The 20418-nt window shown below is 39.9% G+C and carries 21 protein-coding genes and 1 other RNA gene; 5 read left to right on the forward strand and 17 right to left on the reverse strand.

Going from position 1 to position 20418, the window contains the following annotated elements; genetic code table 11:
- Positions 1 to 225: 225 nt before the first annotated feature.
- From FTU39_RS09000 to FTU39_RS09015, 4 genes are all read right to left on the reverse strand, one after another.
- A complete protein-coding gene (locus FTU39_RS09000; protein ID WP_004976677.1) occupies positions 226 to 960 on the reverse strand; it encodes a histidine phosphatase family protein in 735 nt (244 codons plus the stop codon).
- 57 nt (positions 961 to 1017) lie between these two features.
- Complete coding sequence (locus FTU39_RS09005; protein ID WP_131261461.1) at positions 1018 to 1875, reverse strand: 3'(2'),5'-bisphosphate nucleotidase CysQ; 858 nt, start codon at positions 1873 to 1875, stop codon at positions 1018 to 1020.
- A 182-nt stretch (positions 1876 to 2057) separates the two neighbouring features.
- Complete coding sequence (locus tag FTU39_RS09010) at positions 2058 to 2237, reverse strand: hypothetical protein (RefSeq protein WP_180052071.1); 180 nt, start codon at positions 2235 to 2237, stop codon at positions 2058 to 2060.
- Positions 2238 to 2784: 547 nt separating this feature from the next.
- Entirely contained in the window at positions 2785 to 3030 is a 246-nt protein-coding gene (locus FTU39_RS09015) for a hypothetical protein (protein WP_004976684.1), read from the reverse strand.
- Positions 3031 to 3315: 285 nt separating this feature from the next.
- Here FTU39_RS09015 and FTU39_RS09020 point away from each other — a divergent pair, with 285 nt between their 5' ends.
- The 4 genes from FTU39_RS09020 (at position 3316) to FTU39_RS09035 (ending at position 6385) form a co-directional block, all read left to right on the forward strand.
- Positions 3316 to 3990, forward strand: coding sequence for an HAD-IA family hydrolase (locus tag FTU39_RS09020; RefSeq protein WP_180052072.1), 675 nt, complete (start codon positions 3316 to 3318; stop codon positions 3988 to 3990).
- On the forward strand, positions 3983 to 4423 hold the full coding sequence (locus tag FTU39_RS09025; RefSeq protein WP_019836488.1) for an RNA-binding S4 domain-containing protein: 441 nt from the start codon (positions 3983 to 3985) through the stop codon (positions 4421 to 4423). Before FTU39_RS09020 ends, FTU39_RS09025 begins: the two co-directional genes overlap by 8 nt.
- A 144-nt stretch (positions 4424 to 4567) precedes the next feature.
- Positions 4568 to 5614: a recombinase RecA gene (recA, locus tag FTU39_RS09030; protein ID WP_004976691.1), complete on the forward strand. Its 1047-nt coding sequence runs from the start codon at positions 4568 to 4570 to the stop codon at positions 5612 to 5614.
- An 81-nt stretch (positions 5615 to 5695) separates the two neighbouring features.
- The gene (locus tag FTU39_RS09035; protein WP_180052073.1) at positions 5696 to 6385 is read left to right on the forward strand and encodes a regulatory protein RecX; all 690 of its coding nucleotides are present in this window, start codon (positions 5696 to 5698) and stop codon (positions 6383 to 6385) included.
- A 66-nt stretch (positions 6386 to 6451) separates the two neighbouring features.
- Here the strand turns inward: FTU39_RS09035 and ffs are convergent.
- An RNA gene (ffs, locus tag FTU39_RS09040) (signal recognition particle sRNA small type) lies at positions 6452 to 6548 on the reverse strand.
- A 348-nt stretch (positions 6549 to 6896) separates the two neighbouring features.
- Here ffs and FTU39_RS09045 point away from each other — a divergent pair.
- Entirely contained in the window at positions 6897 to 7742 is an 846-nt protein-coding gene (locus tag FTU39_RS09045) for a YbgF trimerization domain-containing protein (protein ID WP_180050935.1), read from the forward strand.
- A gap of 70 nt (positions 7743 to 7812) precedes the next feature.
- Here the strand turns inward: FTU39_RS09045 and lpxA are convergent, their stop codons facing one another.
- The 12 genes from lpxA to rimO form a co-directional block, all read right to left on the reverse strand.
- Positions 7813 to 8601, reverse strand: a complete 789-nt coding sequence (gene lpxA / locus FTU39_RS09050; RefSeq protein ID WP_004976696.1) for an acyl-ACP--UDP-N-acetylglucosamine O-acyltransferase — start codon at positions 8599 to 8601, stop codon at positions 7813 to 7815.
- Positions 8598 to 9086, reverse strand: a complete 489-nt coding sequence (gene fabZ / locus FTU39_RS09055) for a 3-hydroxyacyl-ACP dehydratase FabZ (protein ID WP_004976697.1) — start codon at positions 9084 to 9086, stop codon at positions 8598 to 8600. Before fabZ ends, lpxA begins: the two co-directional genes overlap by 4 nt.
- Positions 9087 to 9088: 2 nt before the next feature.
- The gene (gene lpxD / locus FTU39_RS09060; protein WP_180044309.1) at positions 9089 to 10159 is read right to left on the reverse strand and encodes a UDP-3-O-(3-hydroxymyristoyl)glucosamine N-acyltransferase; all 1071 of its coding nucleotides are present in this window, start codon (positions 10157 to 10159) and stop codon (positions 9089 to 9091) included.
- Positions 10160 to 10162: 3 nt separating this feature from the next.
- A complete protein-coding gene (locus FTU39_RS09065; RefSeq protein WP_004976699.1) occupies positions 10163 to 10663 on the reverse strand; it encodes an OmpH family outer membrane protein in 501 nt (166 codons plus the stop codon).
- Between the two features lie 41 nt (positions 10664 to 10704).
- Positions 10705 to 13215, reverse strand: a complete 2511-nt coding sequence (bamA, locus tag FTU39_RS09070; RefSeq protein WP_180052074.1) for an outer membrane protein assembly factor BamA — start codon at positions 13213 to 13215, stop codon at positions 10705 to 10707.
- 42 nt (positions 13216 to 13257) lie between these two features.
- Positions 13258 to 14613 carry an RIP metalloprotease RseP gene (rseP, locus tag FTU39_RS09075; protein WP_180052075.1) on the reverse strand — a complete coding sequence of 452 codons (1356 nt, stop codon included), beginning with the start codon at positions 14611 to 14613 and terminating at the stop codon, positions 13258 to 13260.
- Positions 14614 to 14616: 3 nt separating this feature from the next.
- Positions 14617 to 15813: a 1-deoxy-D-xylulose-5-phosphate reductoisomerase gene (gene ispC / locus FTU39_RS09080; RefSeq protein ID WP_180052076.1), complete on the reverse strand. Its 1197-nt coding sequence runs from the start codon at positions 15811 to 15813 to the stop codon at positions 14617 to 14619.
- Positions 15814 to 16638 (reverse strand): phosphatidate cytidylyltransferase, encoded by an 825-nt coding sequence (locus FTU39_RS09085; RefSeq protein ID WP_004976707.1) that lies wholly within the window; start codon positions 16636 to 16638, stop codon positions 15814 to 15816.
- A gap of 3 nt (positions 16639 to 16641) precedes the next feature.
- A complete protein-coding gene (gene uppS, locus FTU39_RS09090; protein WP_004976709.1) occupies positions 16642 to 17394 on the reverse strand; it encodes a polyprenyl diphosphate synthase in 753 nt (250 codons plus the stop codon).
- Positions 17395 to 17397: 3 nt separating this feature from the next.
- The gene (gene frr, locus FTU39_RS09095; RefSeq protein ID WP_004976711.1) at positions 17398 to 17952 is read right to left on the reverse strand and encodes a ribosome recycling factor; all 555 of its coding nucleotides are present in this window, start codon (positions 17950 to 17952) and stop codon (positions 17398 to 17400) included.
- A gap of 88 nt (positions 17953 to 18040) precedes the next feature.
- A complete protein-coding gene (gene pyrH, locus FTU39_RS09100) occupies positions 18041 to 18769 on the reverse strand; it encodes a UMP kinase (protein WP_004976712.1) in 729 nt (242 codons plus the stop codon).
- Positions 18770 to 18853: 84 nt separating this feature from the next.
- The gene (gene rimO / locus FTU39_RS09105; protein WP_096901422.1) at positions 18854 to 20197 is read right to left on the reverse strand and encodes a 30S ribosomal protein S12 methylthiotransferase RimO; all 1344 of its coding nucleotides are present in this window, start codon (positions 20195 to 20197) and stop codon (positions 18854 to 18856) included.
- Between the last annotated feature and the right edge of the window lie 221 nt (positions 20198 to 20418).

Here is a 20418-nt window from a genome sequence, read left to right on the forward strand (position 1 = left end):
GACTGGCAGTACTTTTATAATCATGAACGACCTCATATGTCAGTAAATGGTTGTCCACCTATTTTTAAACAATAACAAGGCTTTAGATTTTCTACCCATTAATTCAATTAAAAATGGGGGTATTACCAAAAGAGAATAAAATTTGAATTATTTTTTTTAATTTCTGACAGACGGTATTCTATCGTACTGAATGGATAGCACTAGAATATGCGTTCAATGTTCTGCTTAAACTTTCTGACGAAATTGCGAGATATCTAAAGTGTGAATCTGACCGCGCCAAATCCATTTTAGCTTGGATTCTAAAAACTCATCACCTTCAAACCAAACGAATAAACCTTCCATCATGTCTGGCCAATCGGCTTGCGTGACTTCATTACGTCCAGAAATTACCGCGATAATTGCAGCTAAAATCGTATCATGACTCACAGCCAAACTCAGTCCGTATTGGTTGGTTGGATGGGTGTTATAAATCAGCTCAAGGACATCCACGACACCATGAATCGGATGTTTCATGCCGGGCAAGGCATTATTCACAAAACTATTAATAAAGCCTAAAGCACCCTGTTTCTGAAAATATGGGCCTGCCTGTTTGATATCAAGTACAAAGCTTCCTGGTTCCACCAATAAACCTTGTTCTATAATTTCAATGTGATGGGTATTGGGTTCGAGGGTAATGCCATCTGCCCCACGAATCATTAAAGCAGCCGTATCGACACAACGCTGAATAGGACTTGAAATACAGTGTTGAATCACCCGATCTGTATTTCCAACCAAGTAGCCTCCCCATGCTTCGGCTAAATCGCGACCTTGTTCGGTCAATTGTAAATTATAGCCAGCCAAACCCTGACCAACGACAATTTCACGAATAGAATGACGGGTAAACAAAGTCACAGGCGTCTGAGCATCAGGCAATAAATCAATTGCTTTAAGCATACTTGCAGGGAGTAGTTCTAATGCCATGATCTAGCCAAAATTTTAACTTGGTTGCTTGACACTATACCATGTTCAGCACTTTGCTCAATCTGACTTCGCCATAAGTCCAAGTGCTTGTAAGGCAATCTGTTTCATCTGCGTATTTTTATAGGCGATAAAACCACCATTTAACAATGTATCGCGCTGATTATATAAAAATGCCCGCCCCTGAAAATCGACCAATCCACCACCTATTCGTTCCAATAAACATTGTCCTGCACTGGTGTCCCACTCAGAAGTCGGATGAAAACGTGGGTAAATATCGACACGATCTTCCAAAATCATGCAGAATTTATAAGCACTACCTGCTTTTAGTTCTTCAAAATTGGTCAACTGCGCCAAGCTTTTTAAATAGTCTGCATAGTGTGATTTTTTTTGACTACTGTGGCTTAATCCAATTTTTAGAACTGAAGATGTTACCGTGGGTTCAGACTGATAGAGATACCATTGCTGAGTTAAAATATGATATTTCAATGGCATACCCTGTTCAGGACAAAAATAAATAGTTTGCTCGCCTGGTACTGCAAGTACTGCAAAAGTTGTTTGCACACCACAAATTAAACTTAAATTAATGGTAAATTCAGGACGTTGATGTAAAAACTCTTTCGTGCCATCTAAAGGATCAAGCAACCAAAATTGCTGCCATTGCTGACGTTGGTCTTGCTCACCTTCTTCGGACAACACAGGTAAATTGGAGATTTTTGCCAAAGCCTGCATTAAATAATAATTGACTCGATAATCGGCTTGCGTAACAGGAGAATCATCAGTTTTCTTTTCTACATCAAAAGCAGCACCTGAACAATAATCTTGAAATTCCTGATTTAAAATTTCACACGCCTGCTGCACGATTGGCAATAACTGTAAAATTAAAGTATGCGTTGGCGCCTTTGTTTTTATAAACATAACTATCCTTTTTAGACTGTATCTAAAGGTCTAATTTTTCATTACTTTCATAAAAACATTGTAATAAAATTTACGGCTGATGCGTAGATAAAATTTAGTGGCTAGATATGCTAAATCAAGACTTTATGTGTCAAGGCAATTCATTTTTACTTGAGTTTTTTATTTATTGAGTGCTTAGTTAATTAATCTTTAAATGGATTGGATAATCTTTTTTTAAACATCGATAAAGTGAGTGCACCACTAACCAATAATAAAATAGCCACAATCACCAAATAAGTTTCACCACCAAAAAAACCAATAATAATTGCAGCAATACCCAATAAACCCAAAATAGTGGTAATGGCAATTCCTAAAATAGACATCACAATTCCTTTTAAATTTATTTAATCATGAAAAATTGTCAATATTCTCAGGTATCGTTCTGTCATATTCATGCCTCTTTTGATAGTTAAAGCGTAACATTTGAGCGCACTTTGCCACATTTATATACAGAACTTATACTGAAATAGACTAAACACGACCTATTACATTTCACTGAGTTTGCTGAATAGCTTAAGTGCAGATTATGACAACTTGATGCATTTTATTTAAACAAACGAAATAACTGTACTTCCTCTGAAATAAGTTTTTTTCATACATGATTTTAAGCCTCTAATTCAGCACCCTCATCCTCTTGCGGAATATTCCTCATCTTGAGCCATACATGGCGCAAGAGAAGAAACTTTCAATACTAATTTTACTAATGATTTATGATCAAATTTTGACTTATAAAAGAATTCCAATTCATTCCAAACCATTCATAGAATTAAGGTATAAAAAAGCCCGATCTGCATCAATCGGGCTAGATTTAAAGGTACACAAATTTGTACACATAATAAAAATCAACCTAGATTTTAAATCAAAAATTAATCAATCCTTTTCCAAAAAAGTTAACTCCCCTTCATCTGAGGTAATTTTAATTTTCACTTTACGATAACTACGTTTATCTGGGTTTAATGCCGACTCTGAAACATGATGGGCGAATTTTTCATCGCCCATTAAATGCGCAAATAATTTATAGCCGATACGCATTTTCTTAATTTTTTTCTTCTTTTTCTCAAACTCATCGAGTTGTTTATCTAAGTGTTTTAAATCTAAATACTGTTGTTCAGCCATTACTAGCTCCCTAATTTAAAAAATTTACCACTCAATTTCTATGCTTATACAGACAAACAAATACAGAAATATGTCAAAAAAATTGTTTTTTGTGAACACTACAGTTACTTTTTACAACTGCCCCATCTCACCTATTTATATGCAACACCTGCACAGTGCTTATCTGTTTAGCCTAACACAATTTGGCGAATAATCAGACAGCATTTTGAGTTATGCCTCAAGCATGTTTAAATGAGCCAGTTTTATTTGCCTTTTGGCAATTGCTTTATGGTTTAGGATATCTAAATGCACAAAAATATCATCATGTTTGACATGGACGGAACGCTGTTAGATCTCGCTTATGATGATTTTATTTGGAATGAACAACTGCCTATTCGCTATGCAGAATTACACGCTTGCTCTTTAGAACGCAGCAAAGAAATTTTATACGATTTTTATCAAGCGCATAGCCATACCTTAGAGTGGTATTCCTCTCGTTTTTGGACGGCCAAAGTGGGTGTAGATATGCTTACTCTGCAACTTGAATATAAAGACCAAGTCATGCTGCGTCCACAAGCTATTGAATTACTGGAATATTTAAAAAATAATGGCTATCACATTTGGCTCACCACCAATGCCGATTGTGCAGGTTTAGACTTTAAATTAGCACATACAGGTTTAGCAAAGTATTTTGAAGTGATTGTTAGTTCTGAAAGTATTGGTTATGCCAAAGAGCGCGTTGAATTTTGGCAAACATTGCAACAACAACATGCATTTAATCCTGAAGATTGCTATTTTATAGATGACACCGAAAAGGTGCTTAATGGTGCTAAAGCCTTTGGGATTGGACACTTATATAGTATTGCCCAGCCATCCTCAGCAAAACCTGCGCGTCAGACTTGTAATTACCCTATGTTGCACCAATTAACTGATTTAATTCCTATCTTAGAACAATTTGAGGACACTCAAAAATATGCCTAAAACTTCGTCCCACGAAGCCATCGAAACGATCCGAATTGATAAATGGCTATGGGCTGCACGTTTTTTCAAGACTCGCTCTATTGCAAAAGCTGCCATTGAAGGCGGCAAAGTACACCACAATGGCGAGCGTGTTAAAGTTTCCAAAGAAATTCGTGTAGGAACTGAGCTGACCATTCAACAAGGTTTTGATAAGAAAACCGTATTGGTCAAGGCATTATCTGGCGTACGTGGCCCTGCGCCCATCGCTCAGCAACTTTATGAAGAAACTGAAGTGAGTATTGCACGCAGGGAATTGATTGCGACCCAAAGAAAGTTGCATAATCTAGCACGACCTGATCATCGACCAAGTAAAAAAGACCGTCGTGACATCAGCAAATTTAAACAAGAGAATGATCAGCAATTTGACCAATTTTGGTCATATAATGATGATTAAATAGAGCGTCACAGGCTGTCGTACAGCCCGTGATATAAATAGAACTACAGGACAAATTCTGTCACTATATTGCATGTGGAAAAGATTTAAGTAAATGCATCCACTTGAGTATATTGTTTCGTGACATCGTATTGAGGTTGTAAGATGGATGAGAATAAAAGCAAGGCGTTAAACGCTGCGTTAAGCCAGATTGAAAAGCAATTTGGTAAGAACACAGTCATGCGTCTTGGTGACAACACTGTGCAAGCGGTAGAAGCCGTATCTACAGGCTCATTGACCCTAGATATTGCATTGGGTATTGGTGGCTTACCTAAAGGTCGTATCATTGAAATTTACGGCCCTGAATCATCAGGTAAAACGACTATGACCTTGCAAGCCATTGCAGAATGTCAAAAAGCTGGTGGAACTTGTGCCTTTATTGATGCCGAACACGCGCTTGATCCTCAATATGCACGTAAACTTGGTGTAGATATTGACAATCTTTTAGTATCGCAACCAGACAACGGTGAACAAGCCCTTGAAATTGCCGATATGTTGGTACGTTCTGGTGCAATTGACATGATTGTAGTCGACTCCGTGGCTGCCTTAACCCCTCGCGCCGAGATTGAGGGTGAAATGGGTGATTCACACATGGGCTTACAAGCGCGCTTAATGAGCCAAGCCTTGCGTAAAATCACAGGTAATGCCAAACGCTCGAACTGTATGGTGATCTTCATTAACCAAATTCGTATGAAAATTGGTGTAATGTTTGGTAGCCCAGAAACCACAACTGGTGGTAACGCATTGAAGTTCTATGCTTCTGTTCGTTTAGATATTCGCCGTGTAGGTCAAGTGAAAGAAGGTGACGAGATTATTGGTTCTGAAACCAAAGTCAAAGTTGTGAAAAACAAAATGGCACCTCCATTTAAAGAAGCATTGTTCCAAATTCTTTACGGTAAAGGTGTTAACCATTTGGGCGAGCTGGTCGATTTAGCTGTTCAACAAAATATCGTGCAAAAAGCTGGTGCTTGGTATTCTTATCAAGGCGATAAAATTGGTCAAGGTAAAAACAACACCATTCGCCATCTTGAAGAACATCCAGAGCTTGCTAAAGGCATCGAAGCGATTATTCGTGAACAACTACTCACGACAGGTCAAGCTGCACCTGTAGAAGATAAAGACGAAGAAGAATTCGACTTACTTGATGTTTAAAGCATGCGCTAAGATGAACACAACAAACTGAATTAAATAGAACGCTCTACGGAGCGTTTTATTGTATATGGAAGCATTACCATGTCTGAAAATAAATTCCCCAAACTGATTGATTATGCTGCGCTAAAACAACAATTTGGCGAAGATGAGCAATCATGTAGCCGAACTGAGCAGATATATTCCGAAACAACGTCTGCCCTGCATTTTGCCTCAAATTCTGCGCCTAACATTAATAAACAATACCCTGCTCATACGGAAGCCATTGATGATCAAGAACACAATCACAATGAAGACCAAGACGAACAGCAAAACAAACGCCCAGGACTAACAGGTTCTCGTCTACGCAGCTACGCCTTTGCTGTCTTAACGCGTAAAGAATATTCTAAAAATGACTTAATTGAAAAATTGGCTTTATATGCAGAAAACCGTGATGAAGTGATTGAATTAGTCAATGAACTGGCACGCGAAAATTATCAGAGTGATCAGCGTCTTGCAGAAATGTTACTGGCTAGCCAAAAGCGCCAAGGTAAAGGCCCAAATCGCATTAAAATGACACTTAAAAACAAAAAAGTGGATAGCAGTTTAATTTCAGAAGAACTTAAAGAAACTGATTGGACAGAACAAGCCTATCAACTGAAAGTGAAAAAATTCGGCACAGAAGTCGCAAACGAGCCAAAACTTAAAGCCAAACAAATTCGTTTTTTACAGTATCGGGGCTTTGATATGGATGCGATTATGAAAGCAATTCGTAGGAAAGAGCAGGATTTTTAAAATAGTGGATATAAGATCAAAATAAGTAGAAGATAAATAGAATTATTATTTCAAAACTGGTGGCAACCCTACCAGCAAGCCTTCGGCACATCATAGTTCCACTACCGCTGCTACCTTCCGGTCCTGACGGGGTTCGTAGAGTACAATTGCGAAGTAACCAGCAGGGCTACCATTGCAAAAACAGAGTATAGAGATTTTTAACAAACTTGCAAGCGTTGTTCTGTATTTCCTTTTATAATGCTATCCAATTGATTATTTTAAAAACAATTGAAGACATTTATAGAATAACCTCACTTAAAATTCAAAACTTAGTCTAACTAAACCATCATAAAATTATTTTGAGATTTAAATCCTAGATTTACCCATATTGCGCTGAGATTGATGATAAGTTTGTAAAAGCTTATTGCAATTCCACGCGCGGACGTTTTAAATGTGGAAAATGACTAAATCAACAGGTTGAGTCCAATACGCTTACAAGGACTCACTTATACAAGATTAAGATGGATATTCAATTATGCTAAAAAAGCATGCACTTTGTGCTCTTGCCCTACTGTGCTCAACGTCTGTATTTGCCAATATTCCAATTGAAAGCCACAACCTCAGCCAAAGCAGTGCTGGCTATGCCAATAGCCCTGCGATTGCAACGAGTAATATGGCAACTGCTAATGTACCCACCAATATCAATTGGCAGTTGATGCAAAAAAATCAGCAACTTGAAAATGACATCCGCCAGTTACGTGGCAAAATTGAAGAACAAGACAATGAAATTGCGCAGCTCAAACATGAATTGCAAAATCGCTATACCGATTTAGATCAACGTCTAGAACTGCTCCAACAAAAAATAGACCCTGAATCTGCTCCTGCCGCTGAGGAGGATAACCAAAAAGATACTGCACCCAGCGCCAGCAACAACCAGTTAAACAACAATGCCACGCAATCTGTGCAAAATACAACGCATGTGAGTCCAACAGCTCAAGGTTTAAATACCAATATTGAGCTGGAAAAAGCAGCCTATACTGTTGCATTGGATGCCTATAAACAAGGTGGCGCCAAAAAAGCGATTGCACCTATGCAAAACTTTATTAAAAACCACCCAAACAGTGTGTATATCAGCAATGCGTATTTTTGGTTAGCTGAATTTAATTTAGCAATTGAGCCAACCAATTACACCGAAGCCAAAAAGAATTTTGAAATTGTAGCAACAAAGTATCCCCAATCTGCAAAAGCATCAAGTGCCCTATATCGTTTATATAGTATTGCGCAAGATGTAGATCACAAACCTGCTTTGGCAGCGCAATACAAAAGTAAAATTCTGAGCCAATACCCAAAGTCTGAAGAAGCAAGATTCTTTAAATAAGCCAATAAAAAAGACATCCGAGGATGTCTTTTAATATTCTGAAGCTTGCCGCATTCGACAAACTCAAAGCTTAACGCACAATACCACGTTCAGATTGCTCTAAAGAATCAATTAAACGCTGCGCTTCTGCCACATTTGGCAAAATATCAATGCGAATTTGCTGAATGGCTTGCTCAGTGGTTAATCCAGATTTGTAAATGAGTTTAAAGGCTTCACGAAGACCTTGAATCACATCCTTCGACCAGCCTTTACGACGCATTCCTTCCACATTCATTGCAAATGCATGTGCAGGATTACCAGAAACCATGACATACGCAGGCACATCTTTAAGAATGAGCGATGCACCACCAATCATGCTATAAGAGTCAATTTTACAGAATTGGTGAATACCAGAGTTTCCACCGACAACCACATAATCCCCAACATGCACATGACCTGCCACACCCACGTTATTGGCAAAAATATTGTGATCACCCACCATACAGTCATGTGCGATATGCGTATTGACCATAAGTAAGTTGTGACTACCAATTTTGGTCAGGCTATTGTCTTGCACCGTACCACGATGCAAACTGCAGTGTTCACGAATTTTGTTGTGATCACCAATTTCTAGCCAAGTTTCCTCACCTGCATATTTTAAGTCCTGACAGACCTCACCTACGCTGGCGAACTGGAAAATTTCATTGTGCTGACCAATACGGGTGTAACCACCAATCACCACATGCGAATGAAGTTTTGTACCCTCACCAATCGTTACATTTGGGCCAATAATACAGTATGGACCAATCGTGACATCTGAAGCGATTACTGCAGATGAGTCAATAATAGCGGTTGGGTGAATGAGTGGGTTATTGCTCATGCTTGCTCTGTTTTCTGATGCGAAACCATAATTTCCGCGGTTGCTGCGACGACGCCATCAACGGTGGCGATACAATTATATTTGTAAATGCCTCGTTTTTGCATAACTAATTCAGATTTTAATACAAGTTGATCGCCTGCAACGACTTGTTTTTTAAATCGAACTTTTTCTGCGCCTGCAAAAAGGAACAAAGAACCTGCGCTCGGTTTCTCATTATTCATGATAAAACCTAAAATACCCGACACTTGTGCCATCGCTTCAACGATTAAAACACCCGGCATGATCGGATAATTCGGGAAGTGTCCTTGCAAGAATTCTTCATTGATAGATACGTTTTTATAACCCACGATACCGTTATCAGTGACTTCTACAATACGGTCTACTAATAAAAACGGATAGCGATGGGGTAAATATTCACGAATGGTTTGAATGTGCATTGGCAATTCAGGTTTAGTGAAGGTGCTAGAATTCGACTCAGTCATCATAATTATTTACGCAATTTAAAAGTTGATTCAAGGGACTCAATTTGAGATTGCATATCATCAAGTCTTTTCACCAATTGGGTCAATGGCACATCTGCTAATTGTCTGAGGCGCACAACAGTACGTTTCCACTTTTGATTTTCAAACAAGCCTATACCTGACGAATATTTTCCTGATTCAGAAATATTATTTGTGACCATTGACATTCCTGTCAAAGTCACATTATCAGCAATATTTAAGTGCCCTGAAATTGCACTTCCACCACCAATGATACAGTTTTTGCCAATTGTCACACTTCCAGCCACGGCAGTTTTTGCTGCAATGGCCGTATGAGCACCTAATTTGACGTTATGTGCGATTTGCACAAGGTTATCAATAATGACACCATCTTCCAAAATTGTATCATTTAGTGCACCGCGATCTACGCTGCAATTCGAGCCAATACGAACGTCATTGCCAATAATCACCGAACCCAACTGTGCAATACGATGCCATTTGCCTTGATAAGGTGCAAAGCCAAAGCCTTCACTGCCAATTACAGTATTGGCGTGTATGCGCACACGATGTCCAAGCTTGGCTGCGCCTGTCAAAGTCACGTGTGAATCAATAAAACACTGTTGACCAATTTCGACAAAGTCATCAATTTTACAGTGCGATTGCACAATCGTATTGTCACCCACCACACAATTTTCACCAATTACGACGTAATGACCAATATAAGCACTATCGGCGATGATGGCTGATGGATGGATTTGGGCTGTGCTTTCTATACCACGTTGCGTATGCTTACGCTCAAATACATGGGTTAAAATTGCAAAAGCTAAATACGGATTATCGACCACAATAAAGTTGTGATGATTGTCTAACTCGGCTTGTAGTGAAGCGGTCACAATTAAAGCCCCCGCCTGAGAGCTACGTGCTTGCGCTAAATATTTATCGCCATTCACGAATGCAAGTTGATGCGCCTGAGCAGACTCAAGGCTTGCCAAACCTTGCAAACGTAAATCGGCTTGTCCAATGCATTGACCTTGAACTAAACCAGCAATTTCTTCTAAGCGATAATATTGGGAACTCATTGATTATTTAAGTGCGTTGACCTTTTGGATCATTTTATCAGTTAAATCATACTTCGGGTCATAGGCAAGTGCTGAGTTTTTATTCAAAACCACATCTAAACCATTTTCTTTACGCAATTGTTCAGCAACTTGCTTTAAACGAGTTTCAAAACCATCGTTAATTTTGTGCAATTCTGACTGGACACTAGTTTGTACCGCTTGTTGCAAACTATTAAATTCTTTCAATTTGGCTTGAAACTGTGTATTCATTTTTTGCTTTTCAGCGTCTGATAAATTCGTAGTCTGTTGCGCGCGTTGCTGCATGGTTTCTAACTCTTTTGTCAGTTGCTCAAGCTTAGTGGTTTGTGGTTTGACAGACTGTTGCAAAGCGAGATTTTGCTGTTTGAGATAACTGCTATTTTCTACAACACGCTCTAAACTTACCACACCATAGCCTGCAGCATGTGCTACTGCAGCCATTGTAGATAAACCCAACAATGCCAAACTCAATATTGTTTTTTTCATGTGCTACATCCTGTGTTTAAACAATCCAACATGGGTCGTACTTAGAAAGTACGACCAATTTCGAATTGGATATTTTTAGTGTCATCGCCTTGTTTATCATTCAACGGATACGCATAGCTGAGTGATAATGGGCCAATCATGGTAATCCAAGTAAAGCCTACACCCACGCTATAACGCATTTCACCGAAGTCGAAGCCATAATTGTCTTTACAATATTGCTTGGCATTCACAGAAGCACCATTCACAAAAATATTTGAATCAGAAACATTACACTGAGTATCAAAAACTTGTGCGCCTTCTGCAAAAATTACTGGACGGACTTGACGCGTCCAATCTCCTTTAAATGGCACTGGTAGAGCCAATTCTGTACCGAACTGTACTAGAGCATTACCACCAACTTCTTCAGGTGAGCGATCCGTTTGACTTGTATCAGAGAAATAAACACCTGGATATTTCGGGCCTAAGGTGCTGTTGTCATAACCACGTACTGAACCATAACCACCTGCATAGAAGTTCTTATAGAACGGTAAGTCATTACCAAAACCTAACTTACCGTAGCCACGTAAGACAAAATCATGACCTAATGGCATATAAGCCTGTGCATCATAGGTCACTTTTTGGAATTCCACATCACTACCGGGTAAAGCAATTTCAGCATTAACACGATGCGACATACCATTGGTTGGGAAAATCGGACGATTTAAAGTGTTGTATGACCAACCTAAATTTAGGTTATACGTAAGGAAATCACCTTTAAATTCTTTGCCGTAAGGAATTGGATTTGCACAAGGCTCATACCCTACTACATCACCATTTGCATCTTTAATAGGGACTAAATCATCTGGACAATATTCGTCACTTTTGGTTTCTTTACCCCCATGGCGCTCTAAATAGTCTGCGACATAAGTTGAAACATAAGGACCTGTGGTTACTTCGGTCTGATCAATGTTTAAACCTGCACTAATGCTTTGGTTTTCATCAATTGGGTAACCGAAGTTAATTCCACCACCTAAACTGTCAGTCACATAGTTGTTAACGTTATAGTTATCATCTAACTTGGTTTTACGGTAGTACATGTTGTAACCACGACGCACACCATCAATCGTGAAGTATGGATCAGTCACACTCAGGTTATAGTAATCTTGTGTTTCAGAACGTGATAAATCAATCGAAACCGAATTACCCGTACCTAAGAAGTTAGTTTGGCTTAAACCAGCTTGGAACGTCACACCACCGCTTTGCGAGAAACCTACCGCTAAAGTACTGGTACCTGAGTGCTGTTCTTCTACATTAACATTTAAGTCAATTTGGTCTGGCACATTAGGAATACGTACTGGCTTAACATCGACGGTTTTAAAGAAACCTGTACGTTCTAAACGAACTTTAGACAAGTCAATTTTTTCATTGCTTGCCAATGCGCCTTCCATTTGACGCATTTCACGACGTAGCACTTCATCGGCAGTTTTACTGTTACCTGCGAAGTTAATACGACGCACTGTAACTTGCTGACCTGGATTAATGTAGTAGTTTAAATCGACCAGTTTAGTTTCTTTGTCAATTTGCGGAACAATATTCACTTCGGCATAGTAATAGCCTGCATTACCATATTTACGCAGCAACAATTGTTTCACCGCATTCACTTTTTCTTGTGAATAGGTTTCACCATCTTTATAAATTTTCAGTGCCGTAAGTTCTTCTGGTTTGTATAAAGCATCGCCCAAGAACTTGCTTTCGCCAAACTTGAATTGCTCGCCTTCATCCACCGAAACTTCAACAAAAATATGCTTTTTGTCTTCGCTCAAATTCAAGCTAGAGTTAGTGATATTGAAGTTGATATAACCTTTATTAAGATATAACGCACGTAATGCTTCCAAGCTTGCTGCCATTTTTTCGCGTGCATAGCGGTCATTACGGGTAACAATCGAACTCCAGCTACTTTCTTTAACTGCAAACGCCTGCTTAATGTCGCTTTCTTTAAATACCGTATTACCAATGATGTTGATATCTACCACTTTGGCAGCTTTGCCTTCAACAAACTCTACAGTTAAATCTACACGGTTATTTGGACGTGCTGTGGTAATGACACGTACATCCGCATCATAACGACCTTGCTGCATATACTGCTGTTCAAGTTCAGATTCTAAAGTTTGTAGTGCTGACTTTTTCAGTACTTCACCTTCAGCCACACCCATTTTCTTTAAACCATCTTCCAACGCTTCTTTTGGAATCAGTTTATTGCCTTTAAATTCAACCTTAGAAATGATTGGGCGCTCAACCACTTTAAACACTAAAGTGTCGGCTTCACGACTGGCCTGAATGTCATCAAACAAACCTGTGGCATAGAGTGAACGAATCGCATTGGCCAACACTGCTTCATTGACACGATCACCACTATTCACTGGAATCATTCCATAGACATTGGCTGGCGTTAAACGAACAAGACCATCTATTTTTATATCTCGCGCAATAAATTCATCTGCTGCATATACTTGTTGTGTTGCCGCCATTGCACTAACCAGTGCCAAGGGCATAAATAAATGTGTGTGCTGCATGCCAGTCTTTTCCAGTGTTAAATTTATTTCGTATCTACGTTGTTATAAACGCATAATGTCATTAAATAATGCAAGGAGCATCATACTTCCAAGCAGTACCATACCAATTTTTAAACCAACTAATTGTATTTGTTCAGAAACAGGTTTTCCACGAATCAGCTCGATAAAATAATAAACTAAATGCCCGCCATCCAACATTGGAATTGGCAATAAATTTAGAATTCCTAAGCTTACGCTCATAAGTGCCATAAAGGAAATAAAAGTTTGCCACCCCATTTCCGCACTTTGCCCTGCGACTTTGGCAATAGTAATTGGGCCTGATAAGTTATCTAAACCAATTAAACCACGTACCATTTTGACAATAGAATTCAGAATCATGCTAGACAGCTGACCTGTTTTATCTACCGCCATAAATAAAGCTTCACTCGGGCTGTATTGAATGGTTTGCTTAAAATCTTCTGGAATGACAATTTTTCCAGGATCACTTTGCACACCCAATACACCCGAAACATTGCCCATATTGTCACGTTTGCCTTGCGGCATCACTTCCAGTTGCTGTACTTGATTGTTACGCAGCACATCTACTTTCAGTAATTTTTCTGGCGATGCTTGAACAACTTGTACCACATCGTACCAGTCATTCATTTTGACGCCATCAATCGCAATAATTTGATCGCCGACTTGCATACCTTGACGAATGGCCGCACCATCTTCACTTAACTTACTGACAATTGCAGGAATTTGTGGGCGATACGGTGTAAAACCCAAGATATCTAAAGGTGATTGGGATTGATCATTTAAGAAATTTTGAATGGGTAAGCTAAATGTTTTGATTTCACCTGCACGTTCGGCCTGTACCTGAATCTTGCCTGTTTCACCTACACGATCTACCAAGGCAAAGTTCAGCTTTTCCCATGTCGTCACAGGCGTACCATCAATGGCGGTAATCTTATCACCTACTTGCATTTGCGCTGCCGCCGCAGGTGTATCTGCCAGTACCTTACCCACACGGGTATTCAACTGTTCTTGAGAGGGTAAAAATAATAGCCAGAACAATAATATGGCAAAAATCAGGTTGATTAACGGACCTGCTGCCACAATCGCAATACGTTTCCACGGATGCTGACGGTTAAAGGCATAAGGTAGGTCTTCTTCTGCAACGCTTTCTTCGCGTTCATCTAGCATTTTGACATAGCCACCCAAAGGCAATGCCGAAAGCTGATATTGAATCCCCGATTTTTTAGAAGTCCATTTTAAAATGGTCGGTCCAAAGCCGATGGAATACACCAAAACTTTGACACCTAATTTACGTGCAACAAAGTAGTGCCCAAACTCATGAATTGCAATTAAAGGTCCTAGCAAAAGAATCGCTGCAACCACAATAAATAAGGCACTCATGCTTTAGCTTCCTTTATTCAACACAAAATGCTGTGCAACAGCACGGGCATTTTGGTCTGCCTGCAAAATCAGTTCAATGCTTTCTGCGGCTGAATTTTGTATTTGGTTCAGGGTATGCTCAACCACTGTCGCGATTTCGGTAAAACGAATTTTTTGCTGCAAGAATGCTGCAACTGCAATTTCGTTTGCTGCGTTTAAAATAGCAGGTGCTAAACCACCTTCTTGCATGGCTTGACGTGCCAGACTTAAAGCAGGAAAACGGGTGGTATCGGGTGCTTGAAAATCAAGCTGATGATTGACAAACAAATCTAAAGGCGGAACATGCGTTTGGATACGCTGCGGCCACGCCAAAGCATGCGCAATTGGCGTACACATATCAGGATTACCCATTTGCGCCAAAGTTGAACCATCCACATATTGAACCATGGAGTGAATAATACTCTGTGGATGCACAACGACTGTAACAAAATGTTCTGAAATTGCAAAAAGATGGCACGCTTCGATTAATTCCAACCCTTTATTCATTAAGGTTGCAGAATCAACTGAAATTTTTTGTCCCATAGACCAGTTTGGATGTTTGCAGGCTTGTGCAGGAGTAACGTGTTGTAATTCTTCTAGGCTATGTTTTAAAAATGGGCCACCTGAAGCGGTCAATAAAATTTGTGATACGCCCAATTTAGGCTGTCCATTGCGTTCTGCTTGTAAATAATGTTCAGGTAAACACTGAAAAATCGCATTATGTTCAGAGTCTACTGGCAACAACAAAGCGCCATGTTCACGTGCTGCCTGCATCATGATATCACCCGACATCACCAAGGCTTCTTTATTGGCCAATAATACACGCTTACCTGCTTTAACTGCTGCCAATGTTGGCAATAAGCCTGCAGCACCTACAATAGCTGCCATGACCACATCCACTTCAGGATGTTCGGCAACTGCGATTAAACCCGCCTCATCGCTTAAAATTTCAATCCCTGAAATGTGTTGCTGTGCAAGTAACTGCTGCAATTCATCAACTTTTGCCGCAGGTACAACCACAATTTTAGGATGGTACTGTTTGCATATTTGAACCAGTTCTTGAATTCGGCTATGTGCCGTCACGGCAAAAACTGAATACTGCTCAGGATGTTGTTGCAGTACTTTTAGGGTGCTTTGTCCAATTGAACCTGTCACACCCAAGATACAAACAGCTTGTGACATTTATAAATCTACGCCAATAAGTTTTAAAACATACATACCTGCAGCAAAAATTGGAGCTGCTGCAAGTAAAGAATCAATCCGATCTAGCACACCACCATGACCTGGCAAAACTCGCCCAGAGTCTTTAATACCTGCACGGCGCTTGATCATGGATTCAAACAGATCGCCCAATACTGAGCTAAATACCGTAAATACCGAAAGAATCAAAAATAAAATATGTTGTGCCAAAGTTAGGTCCAAATACACCACTTCGACAACAATCACAATTAGCATGGCTGTAAACACACCGCCATATAAGCCTTCTACTGACTTGTTTGGACTGACATTTGGTGCAAGTTTTTTCTTGCCTAGTTTGCGTCCAACAAAATAAGCACCTGAGTCTGCACCCCAAACCAACAAGAACAAGTACATTAACCACCACGGCGAACTATTCCATACGGAAAAAATTGCAGTGACCGCAGCAGAAATTAGAATAAAACCAATAAAACTTAAGCTTGGGTTATACCATGCATCGTATTCTGGATAAGACTTGACCCAATAAATACTGAGTAACCATGTCAAAATAGAAGCTGCCCAAAGTAACAAGGCAATATCACTAAAATAAAGTGCCATTGCTGCCAAAGCGGCAGTCAATACACCAAAGCCCCAAGCCACAGGTTTGAGGACATATTTAGTTTTTCTTGGCATGAGTTTGAACCACTCATAGCCCGCAACCCCTGCTGCAACAATCATCAGCATAAACATTGGATAGTGCGACTGAGTTGCAAACATACAACTCAACACCACAGCAACCAATACCAATGCGGTAATAATCCGCTCTAACATGTATTAATTCTCAATTTTCTCTTGTTGAATTTGCTCAGAAGTTTTACCAAAACGACGTTCGCGACCACCAAATACTGCCAGTGCATCGTCAAATTCTTCTATGCTAAATTCAGGCCACAAGGTTTGGGTAAAATACAATTCAGCATACGCAGCTTGCCAAAGTAAAAAGTTGGACAATCTAAAATCGCCACCTGTACGAATCAACAGATCGACAGGTGGTAGGTCTGCCAGACTGACATATTGACCAAAAAGTTGTGTATCTATTTGTTCAATATCAATTTTATGCGCCACAACATCTGCAGCAATTTGTTTTGCAGCTTGTGCCATATCCCACATACCACCATAACTAATGGCAATTGTGAGTGTCATGCTGTTGAAATTAGCAGTCCTTTGTTCGGCATGCAACATTAACTCACGCAAATGCGGCGACAAACGTGAACGGTCACCAATAAAACGTAAGGCAATATTGAATTTTTCCATGCGTGGTAATTGCTCATGAATTGTGGTTTCCAGCAATTGCATGAGTAAATCCACTTCAAACTGCGGACGATTCCAGTTTTCACTCGAAAAAGCAAAAACGGTTAAAGCTTGAATGTGTTTTTTTCTACAATGTTCAACAATCGGGTCAAGTACATCTTTACCAGAGCGATGTCCTTCCCCTTTTTGCATTTGATTTTTTTTTGCAAAACGATTGTTGCCATCCATAATGATGGCAACATGTTTTGGCAAAGACGCGCTGTCTTCCGATGTGGTCATTGATTAGACCTTCATCAACTCAGCTTCTTTTGCAGCAAGACGCTTGTCTACTTCTGCAACGTATTTGTCTGTGATTTTTTGGATGTCATCTGCTGCACGGCGCTCATCATCTTCAGAAATTTCTTTTTCTTTCAATAATGCTTTGATGTCGCCCAATACATCACGGCGGATGTTACGAATAGCAACTTTGGCATTTTCTGCTTCAGAACGCGCAACTTTTTGCATGTCACGACGAGTTTCTTCAGTCAATGCTGCAAGCGGTACACGAATTGCATCGGCTGTGATTGGGTTTAGACCCAAATCTGACTCACGAATTGCTTTATCAATTGCAGACACCATTGAACGCTCAAATGGCTGAACCAATAAGGTACGTGAATCTTCTACACCAATGTTGGCTACTTGGTTAAGTGGCACATCGGAACCGTAGTAAGAAACCATCACACCATTTAAAATTGATGGATGTGCACGACCTGTACGTACTTTGGCAAAACCATGTTCTAAAGACTCTAAAGTCTTGCTCATACGTTCTTCGCTGTCTTTTTTAAGATCGTTAATCATAAGATCTTCCTTACTGTATTCTAAAATTTGAGTCAAAATATAGGGTTAAATTAAACCGTAGTATAAAGAGCTTTGTGGCTCACGTACATTAGTTCGTAACGTGAGTTCCTTCTTTTTCGCCCATCACTACAGAAAGCAATGCACCTGCTTTATTCATATCAAAAACTTGCAACGGCACATTGTGATCGCGGCATAAGCAGATTGCAGTTAAATCCATAACACCTAATTTTTCATCCAACACCTGGTCAAATGTAAGTGTGTCATATTTCACCGCATCTTCGTATTTGCTTGGATCTTTGTTATATACGCCATCTACTTTGGTCGCTTTTAAGATCAAGTTAGCTTCAATTTCGATACCACGTAAACATGCTGCTGTATCTGTGGTAAAGAATGGATTGCCTGTACCCGCAACGAACACACACACTTCACCTTGAGTCAGGTGACGAATCGCATCACGGCTTGAGTAAGACTCAACCACTGTACCAATAGGCAATGCAGACATTAAACGGGTTTTGATGTTACGGCGCACCAAGGCATCACGCATGGCTAAACCGTTCATCACCGTTGCCAACATACCCATTTGGTCGCCTGTTACACGGCCGACTAAACCATCTTTTTGTAATTGGCTGCCACGGTATAAGTTACCACCACCGACAACAATACCCACTTGCACACCTAAACCGACCAAGTGTGCAATTGCCAAAGACATTTGATCGAGCACTTGCGCATCAATCCCCATGTCTTTATTACCCGCAAGTGCCTCACCCGATAGTTTCAACAAGATACGTGCATAACGTGGCTTTTTTGAATCTAACATTGTCATTACTCCAATTCTAAATTCTAAACTTTAATTTTTTACAATTTGTATGGCTTACAGCTAGCAATCCAAATCTGCAAAGCATTATGCAGATTTGACCTGAATCAGCTTGGCAAATAAGTCGTATTCATCGGCATCGGTAATTTCAACTTCAAGTAAATCACCTGCTTTAATCACGCTCTTGTCAATATCTTCTACAAAGACGTTGCCATCAATTTCTGGCGCATCTGCATAAGAACGTGCCACTGCGACTGGAAATTCTTCTTCCAAATCATCTACCAACACGGTCATGGTTTGACCAATACGTTTTTGCAGTTTAGCTGCTGAAATTTCTTGCTGAACCTGCATAAAACGCTCATAGCGTTCTTGCTTGATTTCTTCTGGCACATGATCTGGCAAGTCGTTTGCTGCCGCACCTTCAACAGGTGAATAAGTAAAGCAACCAACACGGTCTAATTGCGCTTCTTTTAGCCAGTCGAGCAAAATTTGGAAATCTTCTTCTGTTTCGCCTGGAAAACCCACCACAAAGGTTGAACGAATCACCAGCTCAGGGCATTTTTCACGCCAAAGTTTTAAACGCTCCAACGTGTTTTCGCTGTGCGCAGGTCGCTTCATCAACTTTAATACTTTCGGGCTGGCATGTTGGAATGGAATATCCAAATAAGGCAAAATTTTGCCTTGTGCCATTAAATCAATTACAGCATCCACATGCGGATATGGATAGACATAGTGCAAACGCACCCAAATACCCAATTGCCCTAAGGCTTCACACATATCATAGAATTTGGTTTTAACAGGCTGACCGTTCCAAAAGTCCAATTTGTATTTGGTATCTACGCCGTAGGCAGAAGTATCTTGAGAAATTACCAATACTTCTTTTACGCCTGCACGTTTCAGTGCCGCAGCTTCTTCTAATACCGAACCCACAGGACGCGAAACTAAATCGCCACGCATGCTTGGAATGATGCAGAAAGTACAGCGATGGTTACAGCCTTCTGAAATTTTAAGATAGGCATAATGTTTAGGCGTCAAACGAATGCCTTGTTCAGGTACCAAATCAATAAATGGATTATGTTTTGGTGGCTCAGGAACATATTGATGCACCGCTTCCATCACGTCCTGATAAGCAGCCGCGCCAGTCACTTTTAATACGTTGGGATGCATTTGACGAATTTTATCTTCATCTTTACCCAAGCAACCTGTCACAATGACACGACCATTGGCATTCATGGCTTCGCCAATCGCGTCTAAGGACTCTTGTACTGCAGATTCAATAAAACCACATGTATTGACAACAACTAAGTCAGCACCTTCATAATCAGATGCGACATCATAACCTTCAGTTTTTAACTGAGTTAAAATTCGTTCGGAATCTACCAATGCCTTAGGACAACCTAAAGAAACAAAACCGACTTTGGGGGATTTCATAGAATCTGCACTCCACTAGAATGCGCGTATTGTATGACTTTTCTTTGCATAAAAATAGAGAAATAGCCGACTCTTTGCATAATGCACCAAAATACAACCATTCAGGCTGAATGATTTAAATATTGCACCATTTTAATGCATTTTTTATTTACAGTGTTTCTGTTATCCGTTATATCTTGAAAATTCAGTCCAGTTCCTGCGCATTTTTCCGATTCTTCAGT

The sequence above is a fragment of the Acinetobacter sp. YH12099 genome, from assembly GCF_013419195.1.
GTDB lineage: Bacteria > Pseudomonadota > Gammaproteobacteria > Pseudomonadales > Moraxellaceae > Acinetobacter > Acinetobacter towneri.